This is a genomic window from Vreelandella sp. H-I2, from assembly GCF_052959335.1.
Map to the genome: position 1 here is coordinate 13,128 of NZ_JBRAMC010000007.1, position 17,802 is coordinate 30,929.

Genomic DNA, 17,802 nt, shown 5'->3' on the forward strand with positions numbered 1-17,802 from the left:
AAAATGCTGATATGGACAAGTATGTTTAGATGGTTTAGGTATTTGCTACTGCTAACAGTCTACGTCGTGATATCGGCCTGTGCCAGCAGTGTCACGCCGCCTGCCCGCTATATGCTACCGAGCGAACCGTTGGCGAGTACACCGAGTCAACCCGAGGGCACACTTGTGCTGGGCACCCCTCAGCTTGCCCACTATCTGGACGTCGATGGCATCGTGATGCAACTTGATGACATTACGCTGAACGCTGCGCGGGAACATCAATGGGCAGAAGGGTTAGATAGGCAGCTGGAGCGGAGGATGCTCACCAACCTATCTCAAGCGCTACCAACGCTTAGAGTGGTCCGTACCGAAAGTAGACAGCCCAATGCGCTGTCTTTGCGCTTAAACATCGACCAATTCCAGGGCCGCTTTGATGGCGTGGCCGTGGCTAGCGGCCAATGGCAATTGCTGAATGGAGAGGGAGAGCTACTAGCAATGGAAAATTTCTATGCGGAAACAGCCCTTGAACAAGATGGCTACCCGGCGCTGGTACGCGCATTGAGCGATAGCTGGGGCCAAGCCGCCGAGCTCATTGCCAACAACATTCGTCAAGGCAACTATTTTGATTAGCCCTAAATTTTTATACCTCGGTTTTTTAAACATAGTTTGCTGAACTACGCTTAATGCTCTCCTTCTCAGAGATGTTCACATGACAGATGATTCGAACAACACAGCAGTACTACCCGTTGAGCAATTGCGCGATGCAGTGAATGCTTTGAGACAGACGGTAACGACACTGCTGGAGGGCGAAGCATCGCTGACGACCTATGAAACAGCTATCAATAGCCATGACGCCCTTCTTGATCAGCTAGCCGTGCGCTCACTTGATGCCCCAACGCTCGCCGCGCTTGAGCGTATTGAACAATTTATCACCCTGCACGCGGGAACTTACTATCAAACCGTCATCGCCAAGCTGGACGATAAACAGAAACATCGTTTTATCTCACTGTTTGCGCGACGGCTACTCGCCCTGGATGGCTTAGGGCCAGCAACTGCGCGCCAACTTTTTCAGCTAGGTGTTTTTACCCCAGAGCACTTTTTCGCATTAACACCCAAAGAGCTTGCTCAGCTTCAACTGCCACCTGCCACTTTAGCTCGGTTAATTCCTCTGCATGCCCAGCAATCTTGCGCAGACACGCGATAGCTAAACAAGCTGCCGTTTCATAACCGTGTTATACTGCTTGGCTTATTACTGACACGTAAGTTTTCTGGTGTACCCGTGGCGCCCGATGAGAGCGCCTCTGCGTGCTGTCACCTTCACGTCTCCTTTCACGGTCATCCACGGCTAACTAACGACCATCGCGGCACGCTGAATTATCTGGCACACTTCGCTGCCGCGAAGGTGTATCAACCTCGCTTTTTGAACATTATATCTAGTGATAACAACCATTTACCGGGGCTTACTCACTAGGTGACTGCGGAGAACGCATGAGCTTTTCTGAACTTGGCCTGCACGCCGATTTGTTACGCGCTGTCACAGCGCAAGGTTACACCGAGCCTACCCCGATACAACGACAGGCCATCCCCGTCGTACTAGAAGGCCGTGACATGCTGGCCAGCGCCCAAACCGGCACTGGCAAAACAGCTGGATTCACGCTACCCATGTTACAACGTCTTACTGCTGGACCACGACCTGGAAAGCGCCAGGTACGAGCGCTTGTGTTAACCCCTACCCGTGAGCTCGCCGCTCAAGTAGGCGAGAGCGTGTCGACTTATGGCCAGCATCTCGCGCTGCGCTCGCATATTATCTTTGGCGGTGTCGGTCAGCAGCCTCAAATCGATGCTCTCAAGGCTGGCTTAGATGTGCTTATCGCCACCCCTGGTCGCCTATTAGACCTTCACCAGCAAGGGCATGTTGACCTTTCAGCCGTTGAAATTTTAGTGCTTGATGAAGCTGACCGTATGCTGGATATGGGCTTTATCCATGACATTAAACGGCTGCTGCGGCTGGTGCCCAAAAAGCGTCAAAACTTGCTGTTCTCTGCAACCTTCTCCAATGAGATACAAACCCTGGCTCAACAGCTGCTGGATAACCCGGCTATGATTGAGGTAGCGCCACGCAATGCCACCGCCGAAAAAATTGAGCAAGCTATTTACCGGGTAGATCGCGAGAAAAAGCGTGAACTCCTGGCCCACTTAATCCAGCAAAACGGCTGGTTTCAAGTACTGGTGTTTACGCGAACCAAACATGGTGCTAACCGCCTTGCTGAGCAGCTTTCCAAACAGGAAATACCCGCCATGGCTATTCATGGCAACAAAAGTCAGGGAGCCCGCACGCGCGCTTTAACGGCTTTTAAGAGTGGTGACCTGCAGGTGTTGGTGGCGACCGACATCGCCGCCCGTGGCTTGGACATCAATGAACTGCCCCACGTGGTTAATTTCGACCTGCCCAACGTAGCCGAAGATTATGTACACCGCATTGGGCGTACCGGGCGTGCTGGCAGCAATGGCGAAGCCGTTTCATTGGTGTGTGTCGACGAACACGCCCTGCTAGGCAATATTGAGCGGCTGATAAAACAGACGCTACCAAAGCATATCGTGCCAGGTTTTGAACCCGACCCGAGCATCAAACCTGAGCCCATTGAGAATGGTCGTCGCAACCAGCGCCAGCCTCGCGCCAAACGCAAACCAGAAGGCCAGAGCGCCAATAACGGCGGTGAACGCAAACGTCGCGCTCGGCGCTAGCTCACAGTTCAGGAATATGCGAAGGTGTCGCCTTTGCATATTCCAAGTCGCTGTATCTAGCAACTATTTTAGCCGTTAGGCATGAACTACTTTTCATGGAGTGATTATGGCCTCATCCCAACTTATGGCCGACTATCGTCAATGGCTAACATTTCAACGTCAAGAACAGCTTAGCCGTGAACATCAAGGGATTGTTCAACGTCTGGAGGACGCTCGCGCATCAGCGAATCAAGTCGTTCAGGCCTACCGCAGCATGGCTGAAAAAGCATCTGTCGAGGGCGCTTGTTACCGTACGATTTTCTTGCGCCAACGCGATGACAACCACTCCCTGCCCTGTGAAGGGTGGCTGTTCGTACGCCGCGTGCTGAGTGAAGGGAATAGCACGCGCGTGCGTGTCACCCTGCTTGAAACGTTTACGCTTGAAGATGGCATCATGACGGCCGGCGATAAACCTGCACGCAAGCTAACCTTAGAAATCTTTGATCAGTTACAGATGGATAAAGGCATGCGAACAAGTGTTAAAGTGGACTGCTTGGACACCCCTCAAGACTACCATTTTATTACCCTACTCGACGCTGTTCGCGGAGACTTGCGCCCTCACCTTAAGTAAACATTAACGTGAAATAAGCATAGATATGGCATCGCGTCGTTCAATTACCTTTATTCTGCTGATGGTCGTGGTGGGGCTAAATTTACGCCCTGCCATGTCGTCCGTTGCCCCTTTATTGACACGCCTGCAGGAGAGCGCTGGGCTTTCAGCTGCCGCAGCGGGGCTACTCACTACACTTCCCGTGCTATTTTTAGGCCTTTCCGCCCCGCTCGCTCCAACGTTGGCAAAGCACCTAGGCAGCGAACGTACATTGAGTGCCGCGCTCATACTCCTGGCAGCAGGGCTTATATTACGTGGCTTGCCATTTCCCGGTGTGTTATTTATCGGCTCTGCGATGGCAGGCTGCGCAATCGGTATTGGCGGCACGCTGCTTCCTGCCCTGGTTAAACGTGAACTCCCAGAAAGCGCCGACCTTCTCACCGGCTTGTACACTATGGCGCTCTGCCTGGGCGGAGCGCTGGGGGCCGGCTTGAGCGTGCCACTTACGCAACTACTCGGTAGTTGGCAGGCAAGCTTAATGAGCTGGTCACTACTGGCGCTGCTAGCGCTTGTTTTATGGCACTTTCAAATGCCCCGCTCTACAGCACCAAACACGCCCAATCCGCCCAAGAGCGGCATATTCCGCCTGCTTAAGCAACCGCTGACCTGGCACGTTATGCTATTTATGGGCATTCAGTCCTCCATGGCCTACATCGTGTTTGGCTGGCTTCCTACTCTGCTGGTTGAGCGCGGCTATAACGAAGCCGATGCAGGCTGGACCATGGCCGTTTCGATTATGTGCCAACTGGCTTCCGCACTGGGCGCTCCCTGGCTTGCTCGCTTGGGGCGAGACCAGCGCCCCGCTTTATTACTGGTACTCTTGAGTACCGCCGCGGGATTATGGATGCTGCTTATCGCACCATTGGAGTGGAAATGGCCCGGCGCCGCCCTGCTAGGCATTGGCCAAGGCGGCAGCTTTAGCTTAGCGCTCAGCTTGTTAGTCTTGCGCACAGCCAACTCACGCCTTGCAGGCCAGCTATCAGGGCTTGTCCAGGGCGGTGGGTACACATTGGCAGCCTTAGGGCCTTTTGGCGTAGGGGTTATGCTCCAATTAGGCGCCCACATAACTCACATTGCCTGGTTATTAATCGCTCTAATCAGTGTTTGCTGTGGCTTTGCGTTACTGGCTGGGCGTAATCAGCGCTTGAATGACCAAAGTGGCGGACTTTTGGTAGAGCGCGCTACTCGCTCTAACTGATTAGCAGGTTTCGTACAAGCCCTTGGAGATGGCGATGTCCCCCTACTCTCTTCTAGCAAGCAATAACCCACATCAAGAGCGCGTCTTAGTCATTTATACGGGCGGAACCATCGGCATGCAGCCGCATGCTAATGGGCTTTCGCCTGGTGGCGATTTCGCCACGCGCATGGCCACCTCCCTTAGCCAGTTACCGCTTGCCCAACAGCACGCTCTGCCGCCTTATGAGGTCATCAGCTACACCTCACTGATTGACTCAAGCGCCGCCACCCCACTTACCTGGCAACAGCTTGCCAGCGATATCAGCGACCAATTAACGGCCTACACAGGCTTCGTCATTATTCATGGCACCGACACCCTTAGCTGGACCGCCGCCAGCCTAGCCTATCAGTTGCAAGGTTTGGATCGCCCTGTGGTCGTAACGGGCTCCATGTTACCGCTGGAAGCAGCCGGCAGTGACGCCGTAGGCAATTTACACGGCGCGCTGCAGTTCGCCGCTAAGCCTGCCCTACAAGAAGTGGCTATTTACTTTGCCGGGCAATTGCTACGTGGAACCCGCGCCATCAAGCAGCATAGCGAAGCGGTCAGCGCCTTCGCGAGCCCCAACTACCCGTTGCTCGGTGAGCGTGTTGGCGACGATTTCGTTTATTACCCCAGTCGTGGACTTGGCCTTCAACAACGAGGTGCCCCTCGCTTCGAGCTACCCGATTACCGTTTGGTCAATCAAGGTGAGGTCGTACGCATCGTCCTGTGGCCAGGAATTTCAGCCTGGCAATTGGACGCTTGGTTGAGTGATTCACGCGTTAAGGGCGCATTACTGCAGCTCTGGGGTGCGGGAAACGTACCCGATGACCCCAGCTTGCTTAATGTACTGGCTAAAGCCAGCGGAGAAGGCAAGCTGCTAGCTGCTAGCTGCTATTAGCCAGTGCCCGCAGGGCAGTGTTCAGTTGGGCGCTTACGCGGCGGGTCATGGTCTCAGCGATGCGGGCATACTCGCGGGTGATGATATGACACCGGAGGCAGCTTTCACAAAGCTTGCCCACTTGCTGGCCCAGCCTCTCTCTATAGAGGATCAGCGCCAACGATTTTTAACGCCGCTCGTCGGAGAACGTTAACCAGTCAAAGCTGATAAATGTTAGCGTAGGCAGAGAATCAAGCTAGGTGGTAGAAAGCACTCTGTTATAGAAAGTACTCTGTTATAGAAAGTACTCTGTTATAGAAAATACTCTAATCGACTGAAGGAGCAACAGAATATGGAAAAACCGGTGCATCATTTCAGCGAATTATTCGAACAACTAGGCCTTGCTTCTGATCCTGATTCCATTGAGCGCTTTATACAACGCAACGCCCCGCTACCGGAGACAATGCCACTTGCTGAAGCGCCCTGTTGGAACGAAGGCCAAGCAGAGTTTCTAAAAGAGGCGGTTGACGAAGATGCCGATTGGGCAGAAGTCGTCGACCACCTGGATGCCTCGCTGCATAAGCCAAACTAGCACTCTAGTGCGTTAATTTGTGCGCCGCCGATTGTGGCGCACTAACCATTCAAACGCGCCTCTACGCGCTCAAGAATTTGACGACTGACTTTCCCCACTAACGGTTTGGCAGCTTTATTAACCGCCTTTTCCATTAAACGGTTACGAATTTCATAACTCAATGTAAGCGCCACTTCCGTACCTTCGGGCACTTCGCGTAGGCGATATCGCCCCTGGTTTTTAACGCCGTCTAACGACTCCCAGGCAAGCACATGTGGCGGCTGGATCTCAGTGATCATAACGTCAAACGACCAATCCATACCCACTGCGCGCACATGCCATCGATAGCGGTTTTCCCCTAACGAGTCGATGGAGCGAATCAGATCTGAGTAATCAGCAAAGTCTTCGACGCGTCTCAGTAATTCAAACACCCTTTCAGGGGGAGCCTTAACAATTTCACTGTGCTCAATGGTAGCCATTGGTTTCCCTCTAACAGCGTGAGTGGTTAGCGTATCATGTCGAAATTAATGCTGCCCGCCAATGCTGTGTTTACTTCAATATCGCTAGAACTGGTCAGATTCACGGCTATTGCGTAAACTGCCGACCTCCGGACCGGACCCCGGAACGCCGCGCCAGCTAATCGCTGCACGCGATTAACAAATTCTCCGACAATGAGTGTTTTATCATGTCTTCAATAGACTACGTGGCTGCTGATACAGCAACCACGGCCATCGTTATCTATTCCGGCGGAATGGACTCTTTTACCGTGCTTCACCGCGCATTGCGTGAAGGACTCAACGTACACGCGCTGTCTTTTGATTATGGCCAGCGACATGCCCGTGAACTCGACACCGCGCGTCAGGTATGCGCTGCACTTGGTCTGCCACACCAAGTGGTCGATATCCGAGCAATACACAGCCTGATTGATAATTCAGCACTGACCAATCCAGACCAACCGATCCCCCAGGGTAACTATGCCGCGGACAATTTACACGATACCGTAGTACCCAATCGCAATATGATTCTGCTCTCCCTGGCGATTGCCAAGGCCGTGAACATTGGTGCGCAGCGAGTCGACTACGGCGCCCATGGCGGTGATCATGTTCTCTACCCCGATTGTCGCCCCGAATTCGTCGAGGCAATGAATCACGTAGCAGGCATCGCCAACTTCGAGCCAGTGAAGCTACACGCCCCTTATCTCTATGCGAGTAAGGCAGACATTCTTCGCGAAGGCCTGGCCATGGGCTTGGATTACCGCCTTACCTGGACGTGCTACGAAGGCCGTGAACTTGCTTGTGGCGTGTGTGGAAGCTGCCGCGAGCGGCTAGCTGCCTTTGCTGCCAACGGTGTCACCGACCCATTAGGCTATAACCCAGACACCACAGCAGGCCAGAGCTGATGTATCAGGTTAAAGAAGCGTTTTATACCCTGCAGGGCGAAGGCGCCCAAGCGGGCAGAGCGAGCGTTTTCTGCCGCTTTAGCGGCTGCAATCTATGGTCGGGCCGCGAAATTGACCGGGCGACCGCTAAATGCACCTTTTGCGATACCGACTTTATCGGTACAAACGGTATCAATGGCGGAAAGTTTGTCACTGCCAATGCGCTTGCCGAGCATATAGCGTCTCTCTGGCCCAGCCAAAGCGGTGATGCAAAGCCCCATACAAATAACGATGCAAAAAATTATACAAAGAACGATGCAAAAACCTATGCAACGCCCTATGTAGTATTTACCGGCGGTGAGCCTTTACTGCAGCTTGATGCGACGTTGATTACCGTACTGCACAGCCATGGGTTTGAGGTGGCGGTCGAGACCAACGGTACGCTGGCTCCACCGCCGGGCATTGATTGGCTATGTGTCAGCCCTAAGGGCAGCAATCCGTTAGCCATTACGCAAGGCGACGAGTTAAAGCTCGTTTTTCCACAAGCGGATGCACCGCCAGAGCAGTTTTCAAGCCTTTATTTTCGCCACTTTTTCCTGCAGCCGATGGATCTTACCCCTCTCAATCAGAAGAAGACTACCGTCGCAGAAGCGACCGCCTACTGTATGGCTAACCCCCAATGGCGACTGTCGCTGCAAATGCACAAACTAGCAGGCTTTGATTAATGTCCCTATTCGTTAAACAACTGACCCATATTGACGTATCCCTGTGGTGCTCTCAGCGCGGCCTAGTGGGCTGTAGCTGGCAGGTGGACGCAGTACTGGATGGCGAGCTGGGCGAAGATGGCATGCTATTCGATTTTGGTGAAGTGAAACCATGGATCAAGCGAACCCTAGACAGCGGCTTAGATCATACTCTGCTGGTGCCCACCCAAGCGCCTGGGGTGACCGTTACAGAGTGCCCTGAAGGTGTTTGTGTGCGTACTACCACCCCCTATCCGATGGAGGTCAAGGGGCCAAAAGAGGCCTTTAGCCTGCTACCCTGGCACGCTATCGAGCTTGACACGGTCGCTGAGCATTTAAGCCAGCAGCTCACCGAACAGCGGCCTAAAAATGTCCACCAAGTCACCCTAACGCTTAGCGGCGAGGCCATTGAAGGCGCTGCCTATGGCTACACGCACGGCCTAAAGCGCCACCAAGGCAACTGCCAGCGTATCGCCCACGGCCACCGTTCGCGGCTACATATCTTTCAGCAAGGGATGCGTCAACCTACGCTCGAAAAGCAGTGGGCCACATGGTTAGATAATCGCTACCTGCTTGAAGAGGCGGATATCACCTCGCAGGAAAACGACTTCCTTACCTGCGGCTATCGGGCCGCCCAAGGCGATTTTTCCATTATGCTACCAGCGACGCTATGCGCTGTGCTCCCAGGCCCCACCACAGTGGAAAATATCGCCGCCTGGCTGGCAAAAGAGGTTGCCACGCAAAGCGGAATAGCCACACGCATTCAGGCGTTCGAGGGTATCAACAAGGGGGCGATTGCTATGTTTTCACCAAGTGCTCTACCAAGTACCAAGCTATGAGTGTAGGCTGCCGTGCTGGATGTGGCGCCTGCTGTATAGCGCCTTCAATTAGCTCTGCTATTCCCGGTATGCCGGAAGGCAAGCCAGCAGGTATTCGCTGCGTACAGTTAGATGAAAACAACCTGTGCCGTTTGTTTGGCGATCCGAGTCGCCCCAGGGTTTGCGAGCGCTTTAACTTTGACGCTAGTGTGTGCGGCGAGCACCGGGATGAGGCGCTCGCCACATTGACCTGGCTGGAGCAGGACACTTGCTAAACAGCGTCCTGCTTTAGCTGATCAACCTTCTGCGCCTACCGGCCGCGGCAAACGACGATCCAACAAGCTAATCCAGCGGGTAAGCACCGGCGCATCGCTATGGCTGACTTCGCTCAACAGCTGCCTAAAGCTCTCTTTCGCCTGCTGGTCGTTGGGCTCAATACGGGTTAGCCATAGCTCAAGTGCCGCTAGCTCCTGGTGGCGATTGCCGTGCTCCCGAGACTGGCTTATCGCCATTTCAGCGAGAGCTTTGACTTCATTGGCAGGATGCCCAAGCAGGTCACGCACCTTGGCCAGCTGGGTGGCTAATTCAGGCAGAAATAGCGTGGTGCGCTCCCGGGCAATCACCAAACACTGGTCTAGGTAATCCTCTGCGGCGTTTAACTCACCTAGCTCAATGCAGGCATCTGAATACCAGAGCACAGGCCGCTGATAGCGGTCACGCCCGTTCAGCTCTGCCATCTGGTCCAAGCTGTCGCGTAACTGTGCTAACCCGGTGGTGTCGCCTGCCAGCGCCCGCTGCCAGCCGAGAATGCTTTGCGCCGAAATTTGCCATAACTGTAAATCCGGCGTGCCAGTCATCGCGGCCGCCCGTTCGGCATGCCGGGCAGCCAGATGGACGTGGCCTAACTGACGATAAAGCGCGGCGGCAAATAGCAGTGCTAATGCCAAGGTGCCAGGATGAGCGATTTTCTCTGCCAAACGAATTGCTGCCGAGACCTGGCGCTCGGCACGCTGATAGTCACCGCGCAGGCAGAGTGCCCATCCCTGGAAGCAGGCAGCCGAAACTTGCGGATGATCAGAGAACGGCAGCCACTCGATCATCATTTGTGCATTGAGGGGATCGATTTCATCTAAATGATCGTGAGCCTGCTGAATGCGACCTGCCCAGTACTCGCAGTTGGCGCGGGCATAATCGGCCAAACGGCGATAGCGTGGATCCTCTAAACGAGAGGCAATATCCGCCAGTGTCGAAGCCAGTGCAAAGGCATCCGCATGGGCATAGCGCTGGCTACGTCCTACCCAGAGCCCCCATTTGACCAGGAATATCTGCTCTAGATCTTCTGGATCCTCTAAACTATCGGTACCCGATTCGCGCAGCAGCTCCCTCGCACGCACAAAGCTTTCATGTGCGGTTGGCGAACCGTGGCCTTCTAATGAGAACGCCGCCTGACCGCGCACGGTGAGTAGACTCACTTCGCGCTCAATCTCATGCTCAACGTGGCGCAGACTCGCCAAACCAAAATCTGCCATACGCAGTGCGGTTCGATTTGCGCTCACTTTTAACGCTTCACGAGCAGCCAACTCAAAATAGCGGGCACCACGAGCGTAATGCCCGCTACGCCGTAAATGTGTTGCAAAATCGCCGGGGTGACGACTAATCCACACCGGGAAGCGTTCCTCTATTAAGGTCACCACCTGTTGGTGCAGCTTGACGCGCACATCCCGAGGACAGGAAAGATAGGCCGCTTCTTGCAGCAACTGATGGCTAAACTGGTATTCGTGCTCCCCGCTCTCTTTATCGACCGGCTCGACAATCTCCAGTACGCGCATATGTTCGAGCGCTTGGTTAAGCCGCCCTTTTTCCCAGCCACTGCATTCCAACAGAAAGTCCAACCGGAAGCGCTTCCCCAACACTGCCGCCACGTGGGCAATTTCGCGGTCACTTTCAAGCTGATCGATGCGGCTTGCCAATAGCCCTAATAACCCTTTAGGCAGTTCATCGAACTGGACACTGCGCCCTTCACGACGATCCATATCCAAGCGTCGACAAATCTCCTGCATGTACAGGGGTACGCCATCACAGCGCTCAATAATCTGATTCCGCAGCCGCGGGCTCAGGTGAATACGGTAACGGCGAGACAGCTGCGACAATAGCCGCGATGACTGCAGTGCATCCAGGTTTCCCAGACTAATTTGCTGGTCCCAATGTAGTTTTACCGGTAGTTGATCTCGCCCATGGTGACTAGCCACAAGCATAAAGGCGGTATTAATAGGTAAGCGCGCTTGTAGACCGGCCAGTACTTTAAAAGAGGGCTCATCTAGCCACTGCAAGTCATCAACCATTAACACTAGGGTATGCGTGGCAGCCTGACGCTCAATGAGTCGGTGCAGTAGCATCACTACCAATTCAACGGCTTCACCACTTTGGGCTAACTGGGTAATCTCTTTTACTTCGTGAACACCTAGCGCTTCTTCTAGCAAATGCTGGCGGTCAGGCTCAAGCTGGTCAAACCCTAGCGATGCCTGTAGCTCGTGAATAGCGTCAACGGTCAGGGTTTGCGTGAGATACCAACTGACGAGAGTCCGGGCGACTCCGTAGGGGTCTAGCACTGACAGCCGTGTAGTGGGCTGCCAACAAATAGCGGCTTCTCGGCTAAGCTCCAACTGACGAAAACCCACCATCAGCGCCGACTTCCCCATTCCCGATGCCCCACGCACCAGGACGCTTTGACGCAAGCCAATACCTGCCCGCGCCAGTGCATCGCGTAAGGTGCGTAGCGAGGTTTCACGCCCTACCAGGCTAGGCGGCAGCGCATCACGGCCACCTTCATTCTGACCCAGCACCAGCGCACGTAAACGAACACGCCCGTCGCTGGCGATCAAGCGGGACACCAGCCGTGGCTGTAGATCAAGCGCGGGCGGCATATGCTGGCTGGCCTCTTGGGAAATAACCAGTTCACTGCCTTCGGCTGCACTCATTAATTCTAAAGAGGTTTGCGTGACTTGGCCCAACGGATCTGCCAATTGACGCTCAGGCAGATAGACGACACGTCCACTGTGCAGGCCAGCGGCCAGCTCAAATTGCGGCACCTCGCCTTCACCAGACCAATAGCGTGAACTTTCCTGGGGAAGCGCTTGGCGGCAATGTTCATAAAGCGCCACTAACTCAGCCAACTGGTGCGCGGGACCATGGGTACCAAAACACGCCAATCCTAAGCCGCCAGTAGCGCCTGGCAACCAAAAGCCACCCAAGTGATGACACTGCTGCTCTAACCAGCGCAACAATTCCAATTGCAGCGTAAGGCAGTGGCGCGTCGCCCCACGATCCTGCCACTCACCTTTTAAACGCAACCGGATAGCCATCACAGAAAGCTGTCGCAACTCAATTTCATCTTCACGTAACGGCTTGCTGTCTGCCGCCAATGCGCGAGAAAAAGCCCCTTGGGGGCTCATCATGCGAGGGTCGTGATGCCCATCTGACCAATAGCTGGCCAGTTGCAAGAAACTCGGCTCTGGCTGTTGGCCCGACAGTGCTAATAGTTGTAAATAGCTATTATATTGCTCATGTGCAGCGGCCATTTGGTTCTGCTCAGCGAGTTGGCGAACCAGCCGCTCATGAAACGGGCCATAACCTGAAAAACGACTAACAAGCGTTTCTAGGGTTAGGTCAGGTACGTCGGTATGGGCCTCGAGTACATGTTCCGCAAAACGAATAACACGCTGACGCCACTCGTTGCGTATCTGGACTAACCAGCGCTGAAATTCACTACAGTTCGCGAGCTGAAGCTCTTCAATCAGATCACCTTGGTAGCAGTTCATCAACGCTTCAAGGGTGTCTAAATCACGAGGCCCTTCGAGTAACTGCTGCAGTGAATGCAGGTCTACTTGCCAATGGCTGGGGAGCTGGAAGGCGATCGTTTGTCGGGAGACACTTAATACCTGGTCGGCACTCTCGCCTAATGATTGACGCAAACAGTGCAGCGCGTGTCGCAGGTTGGTTCTGCCTGACGACAGCCCTTGGTCGGGCCATAATAACTCTGCTAATGCGGCTCGATTAACTGGTTGGCGGTGCAACAAAAGATAAACAAGCAACGCCTTCACTTTGTCGTAACTAAAGTGGGTTAGTACATCTTCCCCCTGAGTAAGCGAAAAATGGCCGAATAAGGTTAACTGGTCTGTCTCACTGGCATCGCGCATGATAAACATCCTGCCGGGCTAAGCGGCTTAAGCTGGCACACCGCTATGAAAACGAAAAGCCGTATCGGGCGAAGTAATCAGCTCCGCTTCACGCGCTACAAAAAAAGCGATCCGCTCGTCAATTGAGCTTTGAGTTTGCTGGCGAGCAAGTAACAAATAGTCTTCAAAATGACGCCCTTCTGATTTCACCAGGGTACGATAAAATTTGGCAAGTTCTTCATCTAAATAAGGGATTAAACAAGCAAATCGCTCACAGCTACGTGCCTCAATAAGGGCACCGATGATTAATACATCAATTAGCCGTTCGGGGTCATTGCTGCGCAAGTGCCGTCTAAGGCCTTCCGCATAGCGTGAAGCTGTCAAATGCTGGTAAGCCACTCCGCGCGACTCCATAAGCGCGACTACCTGCTCGAAATGCAACAACTCTTCCCGAGCTAGTTGCGACATTTTGCTTAGCAAGAGCGGCTGGTCAACGTAACGATAAAGCAGGCTCATTGCCGTTGAAGCAGCTTTTTTTTCGCATTGCGCATGATCAATTAAAAGAGTTTCAGGATTTTCAAGCGCCCACTGTAGCCACGCAACCGGGGTTGAACAGGCTAAAAACTGGTGCAGACTTTCCGGCAACAGATCATCTGCTTTCAATGCATGATCAGCCATTTGCAAGGCACTATTGTGTAATTCACTAGTATTAAATGCATTAAGTTGTATCGACATAACACCATCACCGATCTTGTATTTCACTATTGTACAACACATAAGCGCGCAAGGCGCCTAGCCCTATTATTTGTAATCCTTTTTACGCATTATTTTTTTACGTCCTATATTGTCTAATGCTAATTTAGTGAAGCCAGTAAAAAAGATGGAAGCACTTTATTCCTCCCTCGCTCATGAGTTTACATGAGGCTCACAAGTGCGATTACGATTAGTAGGTAGGTTCTAAAGATATAAATTGAGGACTATGGTAACGCGCTGTAACGACAATCACATCTGCACAGCCAGCGGATAACGATGAGATGGAAAAAACTTTCCTTTTTTTGAGCCAATAGACTCATAAAAAACGTTTTTTTGATTCGTTTAGATCGAGGCATCAACATAAAGTACAAGAGCCGCCCCGACTTGCCAGCTTAACATTGTCGACAGTTTGCCGTAGAATCCCAGCCATCCAACCACACGCTGTTTGTCAAGCGTATGTCCTATGTGATCGGCCCCACTTTACATCAACTGCGCGGCCAACACCGTGCAACGTGTATGCCGTCACCATAAAGTAAATGAGAACGTAAAATGAGAGGGCCCCAACGTGCTTGAAGCTTACCGCCAACATGTCGAGGAACGTGCCGCTGAGGGCGTCCCGCCCAAACCCCTAAACGCTGAGCAAGTAGCCTCGCTGGTTGAACTGCTGAAAACGCCACCGGCAGGTGAAGAAGAGTTTATTCTCGATTTAATTACCCACCGCGTACCGCCGGGCGTTGATGAAGCTGCTTATGTAAAAGCTGGCTTTCTAACCGCGATTGCTAAAGGTGAAGCGAGCTCTCCGCTGATCGATAAGATTCATGCCGTTAAACTGCTTGGCACCATGCAGGGTGGCTATAATATCGTCTCAATGGTGGAGCTACTCGATAACGAGGAGCTTGCGCGCGAAGCCGGCGAGCAGCTTAAGCACACCCTGCTGATGTTCGATGCCTTCCACGATGTGGAAAGCCGCGCCAAGAACGGCAACAGCGTCGCGAAAGAGGTTATTCAGTCCTGGGCAGACGCCGACTGGTTCCTGTCTAAACCCGCACTGGCTGAAAAAATCACCCTGAGCGTATTTAAAGTTCCTGGTGAAACCAATACCGATGACCTGTCACCTGCGCCGGATGCCTGGTCACGCCCGGATATTCCGCTCCATGCCAACGCCATGCTCAAAAACGAGCGCGACGGCATTGAGCCATTGGTTCCAGGCACCACTGGCCCGCTCAAACAGATCGAAGACGTTAAAGCCAAGGGCTTCCCCGTCGTCTATGTCGGCGACGTAGTCGGCACCGGCTCATCGCGTAAATCTGCCACCAACTCGGTACTGTGGTTCTTCGGTGACGATATTCCTTACGCGCCCAACAAGCGTGCAGGCGGTTTCTGCTTTGGTAGCAAAATTGCGCCTATCTTCTTTAACACCATGGAAGACTCAGGCGCCCTACCGGTTGAGATGGATGTCAGCAACCTGAACATGGGCGATGTCATCGATGTTTACCCCTATGCAGGTAAAGTGTGCAAACACGATAGCGATGACGTAATCACCACTTTTGAGCTTAAAACGCAGCTGATTCTGGATGAAGTACGCGCTGGCGGCCGTATTCCCCTGATCATTGGCCGCGGTTTGACTGGTAAAGCGCGTGAGTCACTGGGCCTGCCCACCTCTGACGTTTTCCGCTTACCCGATCAGCCTAAAGATACTGGCAAAGGCTTCACCTTAGCGCAGAAAATGGTCGGTAAAGCCTGTGGTCTAGAGGGCGTTCGCCCCGGCATGTACTGCGAGCCCAAGATGACCACCGTTGGCTCACAAGACACCACCGGCCCGATGACCCGTGATGAGCTGAAAGACCTTGCCTGTCTTGGCTTCCAAGCCGACCTGGTAATGCAGTCGTTCTGCCACACCGCGGCTTACCCAAAGCCCGTAGATGTGGATACTCACCACACCCTGCCCGACTTCATTATGAACCGTGGCGGCGTTTCACTGCGCCCAGGTGACGGTATTATTCACAGCTGGCTCAACCGCATGCTGCTGCCTGATACCGTTGGCACCGGTGGCGATTCGCATACTCGCTTCCCGCTAGGCATCTCTTTCCCAGCCGGTTCAGGCTTGGTCGCGTTTGCCGCTGCCACCGGTGTCATGCCGCTGGACATGCCGGAATCTGTACTGGTTCGCTTCAAGGGTAAGCGCCAGCCGGGCGTTACGCTGCGCGACCTGGTTCACGCCATTCCGCTCTACGCCATCAAGCAGGGCTTGCTGACCGTTGATAAATCCAACAAGAAAAATGCCTTCTCTGGGCGTGTGTTGGAAATTGAAGGTCTGGAAGACTTAACCGTTGAGCAAGCCTTCGAGCTTTCTGATGCGTCCGCCGAGCGATCCGCCGCTGGCTGTACCATCACGCTGTCTGAAGAGAGCGTTACTGAATACTTGAAGTCCAACATTACCCTCTTGAAGTGGATGATGGCCAACGGTTACGGCGACGAGCGTACCATTAGCCGTCGTATCGAAGGTATGGAAGCATGGCTGGCCAACCCCAGCTTGATGCGTGCCGACCAAGATGCCGAGTACACTGAAGTTATCGAAATTGACCTGGCTGAAATTAAAGAGCCGGTTCTTTGTGCGCCGAATGATCCTGACGATGCGCGCCTGTTGTCTGACGTGGCGGGCGAGAAAATCGATGAGGTCTTTATCGGCTCTTGCATGACCAACATCGGCCACTTCCGGGCGGCTGGTAAACTGCTTGAGAAGCAGCCTGCAGGTAGCTTAAAAACCCGGCTGTGGCTGGCACCACCGACGAAAATGGATCAGCATCAGCTGACCGAAGAGGGCTACTACGGCATTTATGGCCGTGCCGGTGCCCGTATGGAGATGCCGGGTTGTTCATTGTGTATGGGTAACCAGGCCCGCGTTGCCGCTAAGAGCACCGTGGTGTCTACGTCTACACGTAACTTCCCGAACCGTTTGGGTGACGGTGCCAATGTGTACCTCGCCTCTGCGGAACTGGCGGCCGTTGCCGCAGTAGAAGGACGCCTACCCAGCGTTGAAGAGTATCAACGCTATATGGGTGAATTTGACGCTATGGCGGGCGAGATTTATCGTTATATGAACTTTCACGAAATTGAGGAGTATCAAAAGATAGCCTCAAACGTGATTCCGGTCGCTCAAGAAGCCTAATGCTTGTTAAACACTTGAGATAGGCCGCCCCATCGCCGATGCTCGCACCATCGCAGAAAATGCGACCTGTTGCATTTTCTGAGTCGATGACCGAACGCCCCGCCACTGTTTTACAGGGCGGGGCGTTTTTTATGCTCTACCTTTCTAAACTGATCGATAATCCAACAGCGTTTAACCTTAGGAGCGAGTGATGTCGAATTCGATTGATATAGTGACGCCCGATCTCTGCGATGCACACCCAGAGGTCGCTGTACTTGACCCACTTTTTGCCAATTTTGGCGGGCTAGAAGCCTTCTACGGCCCTATTCGGACAATAAAGTGCTTTGAAGATAACTCTATGGTGAAACAAGCCGTTGCCGAGCCGGGGAACGGCGCGGTGCTTGTGGTTGATGCGGGTGGTTCGCACCGCTGCGCCATGCTGGGGGACATGCTCGCCGAGAAGGCCGTCGCCAACGGCTGGGCGGGGGTCGTTATGTACGGCTGCGTACGGGATGTTGATATACTCGCCGCTCTACCCATTGGCGTTCAGGCGCTAGGCAGCCATCCGCGCAAAAGCGAAAAACGCGGCGAAGGACAGCGTGATATTGACGTCTCCTTTGCCGGCGTTACTCTTCGGCCCGGCCAGTGGTTATATGCCGATAACAACGGCATTATTGTTGCCGAGCAAGAGCTGCCACTTTCTTAACAACGACCTCAGTAGTCATTAAGTTTGACTTAAAAGAGCCC

General features: G+C 53.5%; 15 protein-coding genes and 1 pseudogene. 13 read left to right on the forward strand and 3 right to left on the reverse strand.

The window, feature by feature from the left end:
* The first annotated feature begins 3 nt into the window (after positions 1-3).
* From ACUVOF_RS16915 to ACUVOF_RS16945, 7 genes and pseudogenes are all read left to right on the forward strand, one after another.
* A complete protein-coding gene (locus ACUVOF_RS16915; RefSeq protein WP_447045451.1) occupies positions 4-609 on the forward strand; it encodes a PqiC family protein in 606 nt (201 codons plus the stop codon).
* 79 nt (positions 610-688) lie between these two features.
* Entirely contained in the window at positions 689-1,183 is a 495-nt protein-coding gene (locus ACUVOF_RS16920; protein WP_447045452.1) for a helix-hairpin-helix domain-containing protein, read from the forward strand.
* Positions 1,184-1,467: 284 nt separating this feature from the next.
* On the forward strand, positions 1,468-2,724 hold the full coding sequence (locus tag ACUVOF_RS16925; protein ID WP_447045453.1) for a DEAD/DEAH box helicase: 1,257 nt from the start codon (positions 1,468-1,470) through the stop codon (positions 2,722-2,724).
* A 106-nt stretch (positions 2,725-2,830) separates the two neighbouring features.
* Positions 2,831-3,334 carry a hypothetical protein gene (locus tag ACUVOF_RS16930; protein ID WP_447045454.1) on the forward strand — a complete coding sequence of 168 codons (504 nt, stop codon included), beginning with the start codon at positions 2,831-2,833 and terminating at the stop codon, positions 3,332-3,334.
* Positions 3,335-3,359: 25 nt separating this feature from the next.
* On the forward strand, positions 3,360-4,571 hold the full coding sequence (locus ACUVOF_RS16935; protein ID WP_447045455.1) for an MFS transporter: 1,212 nt from the start codon (positions 3,360-3,362) through the stop codon (positions 4,569-4,571).
* Positions 4,572-4,599: 28 nt separating this feature from the next.
* Positions 4,600-5,683: pseudogene (locus tag ACUVOF_RS16940) on the forward strand (asparaginase).
* Positions 5,684-5,821: 138 nt separating this feature from the next.
* Entirely contained in the window at positions 5,822-6,061 is a 240-nt protein-coding gene (locus tag ACUVOF_RS16945) for a DUF2789 domain-containing protein (RefSeq protein WP_447045456.1), read from the forward strand.
* 41 nt (positions 6,062-6,102) lie between these two features.
* Here the strand turns inward: ACUVOF_RS16945 and ACUVOF_RS16950 are convergent, their stop codons facing one another.
* The gene (locus ACUVOF_RS16950) at positions 6,103-6,519 is read right to left on the reverse strand and encodes an SRPBCC family protein (RefSeq protein WP_447045457.1); all 417 of its coding nucleotides are present in this window, start codon (positions 6,517-6,519) and stop codon (positions 6,103-6,105) included.
* Positions 6,520-6,725: 206 nt separating this feature from the next.
* Here ACUVOF_RS16950 and queC point away from each other — a divergent pair, with 206 nt between their 5' ends.
* Genes queC through ACUVOF_RS16970 form a run of 4 tightly spaced genes read left to right on the forward strand, consistent with a single transcriptional unit; the run spans position 6,726 to position 9,254 of the window.
* Complete coding sequence (gene queC / locus ACUVOF_RS16955) at positions 6,726-7,439, forward strand: 7-cyano-7-deazaguanine synthase QueC (RefSeq protein ID WP_447045458.1); 714 nt, start codon at positions 6,726-6,728, stop codon at positions 7,437-7,439.
* Entirely contained in the window at positions 7,439-8,143 is a 705-nt protein-coding gene (gene queE, locus ACUVOF_RS16960) for a 7-carboxy-7-deazaguanine synthase (protein ID WP_447045459.1), read from the forward strand. Before queC ends, queE begins: the two co-directional genes overlap by 1 nt.
* A complete protein-coding gene (locus ACUVOF_RS16965) occupies positions 8,143-9,000 on the forward strand; it encodes a 6-pyruvoyl trahydropterin synthase family protein (protein WP_447045460.1) in 858 nt (285 codons plus the stop codon). The genes queE and ACUVOF_RS16965 overlap by 1 nt, the downstream gene beginning before the upstream one ends.
* Positions 8,997-9,254 (forward strand): YkgJ family cysteine cluster protein, encoded by a 258-nt coding sequence (locus tag ACUVOF_RS16970; protein WP_447045461.1) that lies wholly within the window; start codon positions 8,997-8,999, stop codon positions 9,252-9,254. The genes ACUVOF_RS16965 and ACUVOF_RS16970 overlap by 4 nt, the downstream gene beginning before the upstream one ends.
* A 21-nt stretch (positions 9,255-9,275) precedes the next feature.
* Here ACUVOF_RS16970 and ACUVOF_RS16975 read toward each other — a convergent pair whose 3' ends face one another.
* Positions 9,276-13,175 (reverse strand): AAA family ATPase, encoded by a 3,900-nt coding sequence (locus tag ACUVOF_RS16975; RefSeq protein WP_447045462.1) that lies wholly within the window; start codon positions 13,173-13,175, stop codon positions 9,276-9,278.
* Positions 13,176-13,202: 27 nt separating this feature from the next.
* Positions 13,203-13,889: a tRNA isopentenyl-2-thiomethyl-A-37 hydroxylase MiaE gene (gene miaE / locus ACUVOF_RS16980; RefSeq protein WP_447045675.1), complete on the reverse strand. Its 687-nt coding sequence runs from the start codon at positions 13,887-13,889 to the stop codon at positions 13,203-13,205.
* A 583-nt stretch (positions 13,890-14,472) separates the two neighbouring features.
* On the opposite strand from miaE, the gene acnB reads away from it, so the two are divergent.
* Both acnB and rraA read left to right on the forward strand, forming a co-directional pair.
* Positions 14,473-17,076: a bifunctional aconitate hydratase 2/2-methylisocitrate dehydratase gene (acnB, locus tag ACUVOF_RS16985; protein WP_447045463.1), complete on the forward strand. Its 2,604-nt coding sequence runs from the start codon at positions 14,473-14,475 to the stop codon at positions 17,074-17,076.
* A 190-nt stretch (positions 17,077-17,266) separates the two neighbouring features.
* Entirely contained in the window at positions 17,267-17,761 is a 495-nt protein-coding gene (gene rraA / locus ACUVOF_RS16990; protein ID WP_447045464.1) for a ribonuclease E activity regulator RraA, read from the forward strand.
* Positions 17,762-17,802 lie beyond the last annotated feature (41 nt).

Bases quoted from the DNA above. Each gene is read 5' to 3' on its own strand.
- ACUVOF_RS16930 (WP_447045454.1), top strand. From the start codon at position 2,831: ATGGCCTCATCCCAACTTATGGCCGACTATCGTCAATGGCTAACATTT.
- ACUVOF_RS16965 (WP_447045460.1), top strand. From the start codon at position 8,143: ATGTCCCTATTCGTTAAACAACTGACCCATATTGACGTATCCCTGTGG.
- ACUVOF_RS16935 (WP_447045455.1), top strand. From the start codon at position 3,360: ATGGCATCGCGTCGTTCAATTACCTTTATTCTGCTGATGGTCGTGGTG.
- rraA (WP_447045464.1), top strand. From the start codon at position 17,267: ATGTCGAATTCGATTGATATAGTGACGCCCGATCTCTGCGATGCACAC.
- queC (WP_447045458.1), top strand. From the start codon at position 6,726: ATGTCTTCAATAGACTACGTGGCTGCTGATACAGCAACCACGGCCATC.
- ACUVOF_RS16975 (WP_447045462.1), bottom strand. From the start codon at position 13,175: ATGCGCGATGCCAGTGAGACAGACCAGTTAACCTTATTCGGCCATTTT.
- ACUVOF_RS16970 (WP_447045461.1), top strand. From the start codon at position 8,997: ATGAGTGTAGGCTGCCGTGCTGGATGTGGCGCCTGCTGTATAGCGCCT.
- ACUVOF_RS16920 (WP_447045452.1), top strand. From the start codon at position 689: ATGACAGATGATTCGAACAACACAGCAGTACTACCCGTTGAGCAATTG.
- queE (WP_447045459.1), top strand. From the start codon at position 7,439: ATGTATCAGGTTAAAGAAGCGTTTTATACCCTGCAGGGCGAAGGCGCC.
- ACUVOF_RS16925 (WP_447045453.1), top strand. From the start codon at position 1,468: ATGAGCTTTTCTGAACTTGGCCTGCACGCCGATTTGTTACGCGCTGTC.
- ACUVOF_RS16950 (WP_447045457.1), bottom strand. From the start codon at position 6,519: ATGGCTACCATTGAGCACAGTGAAATTGTTAAGGCTCCCCCTGAAAGG.
- ACUVOF_RS16915 (WP_447045451.1), top strand. From the start codon at position 4: ATGCTGATATGGACAAGTATGTTTAGATGGTTTAGGTATTTGCTACTG.
- miaE (WP_447045675.1), bottom strand. From the start codon at position 13,889: ATGTCGATACAACTTAATGCATTTAATACTAGTGAATTACACAATAGT.
- ACUVOF_RS16945 (WP_447045456.1), top strand. From the start codon at position 5,822: ATGGAAAAACCGGTGCATCATTTCAGCGAATTATTCGAACAACTAGGC.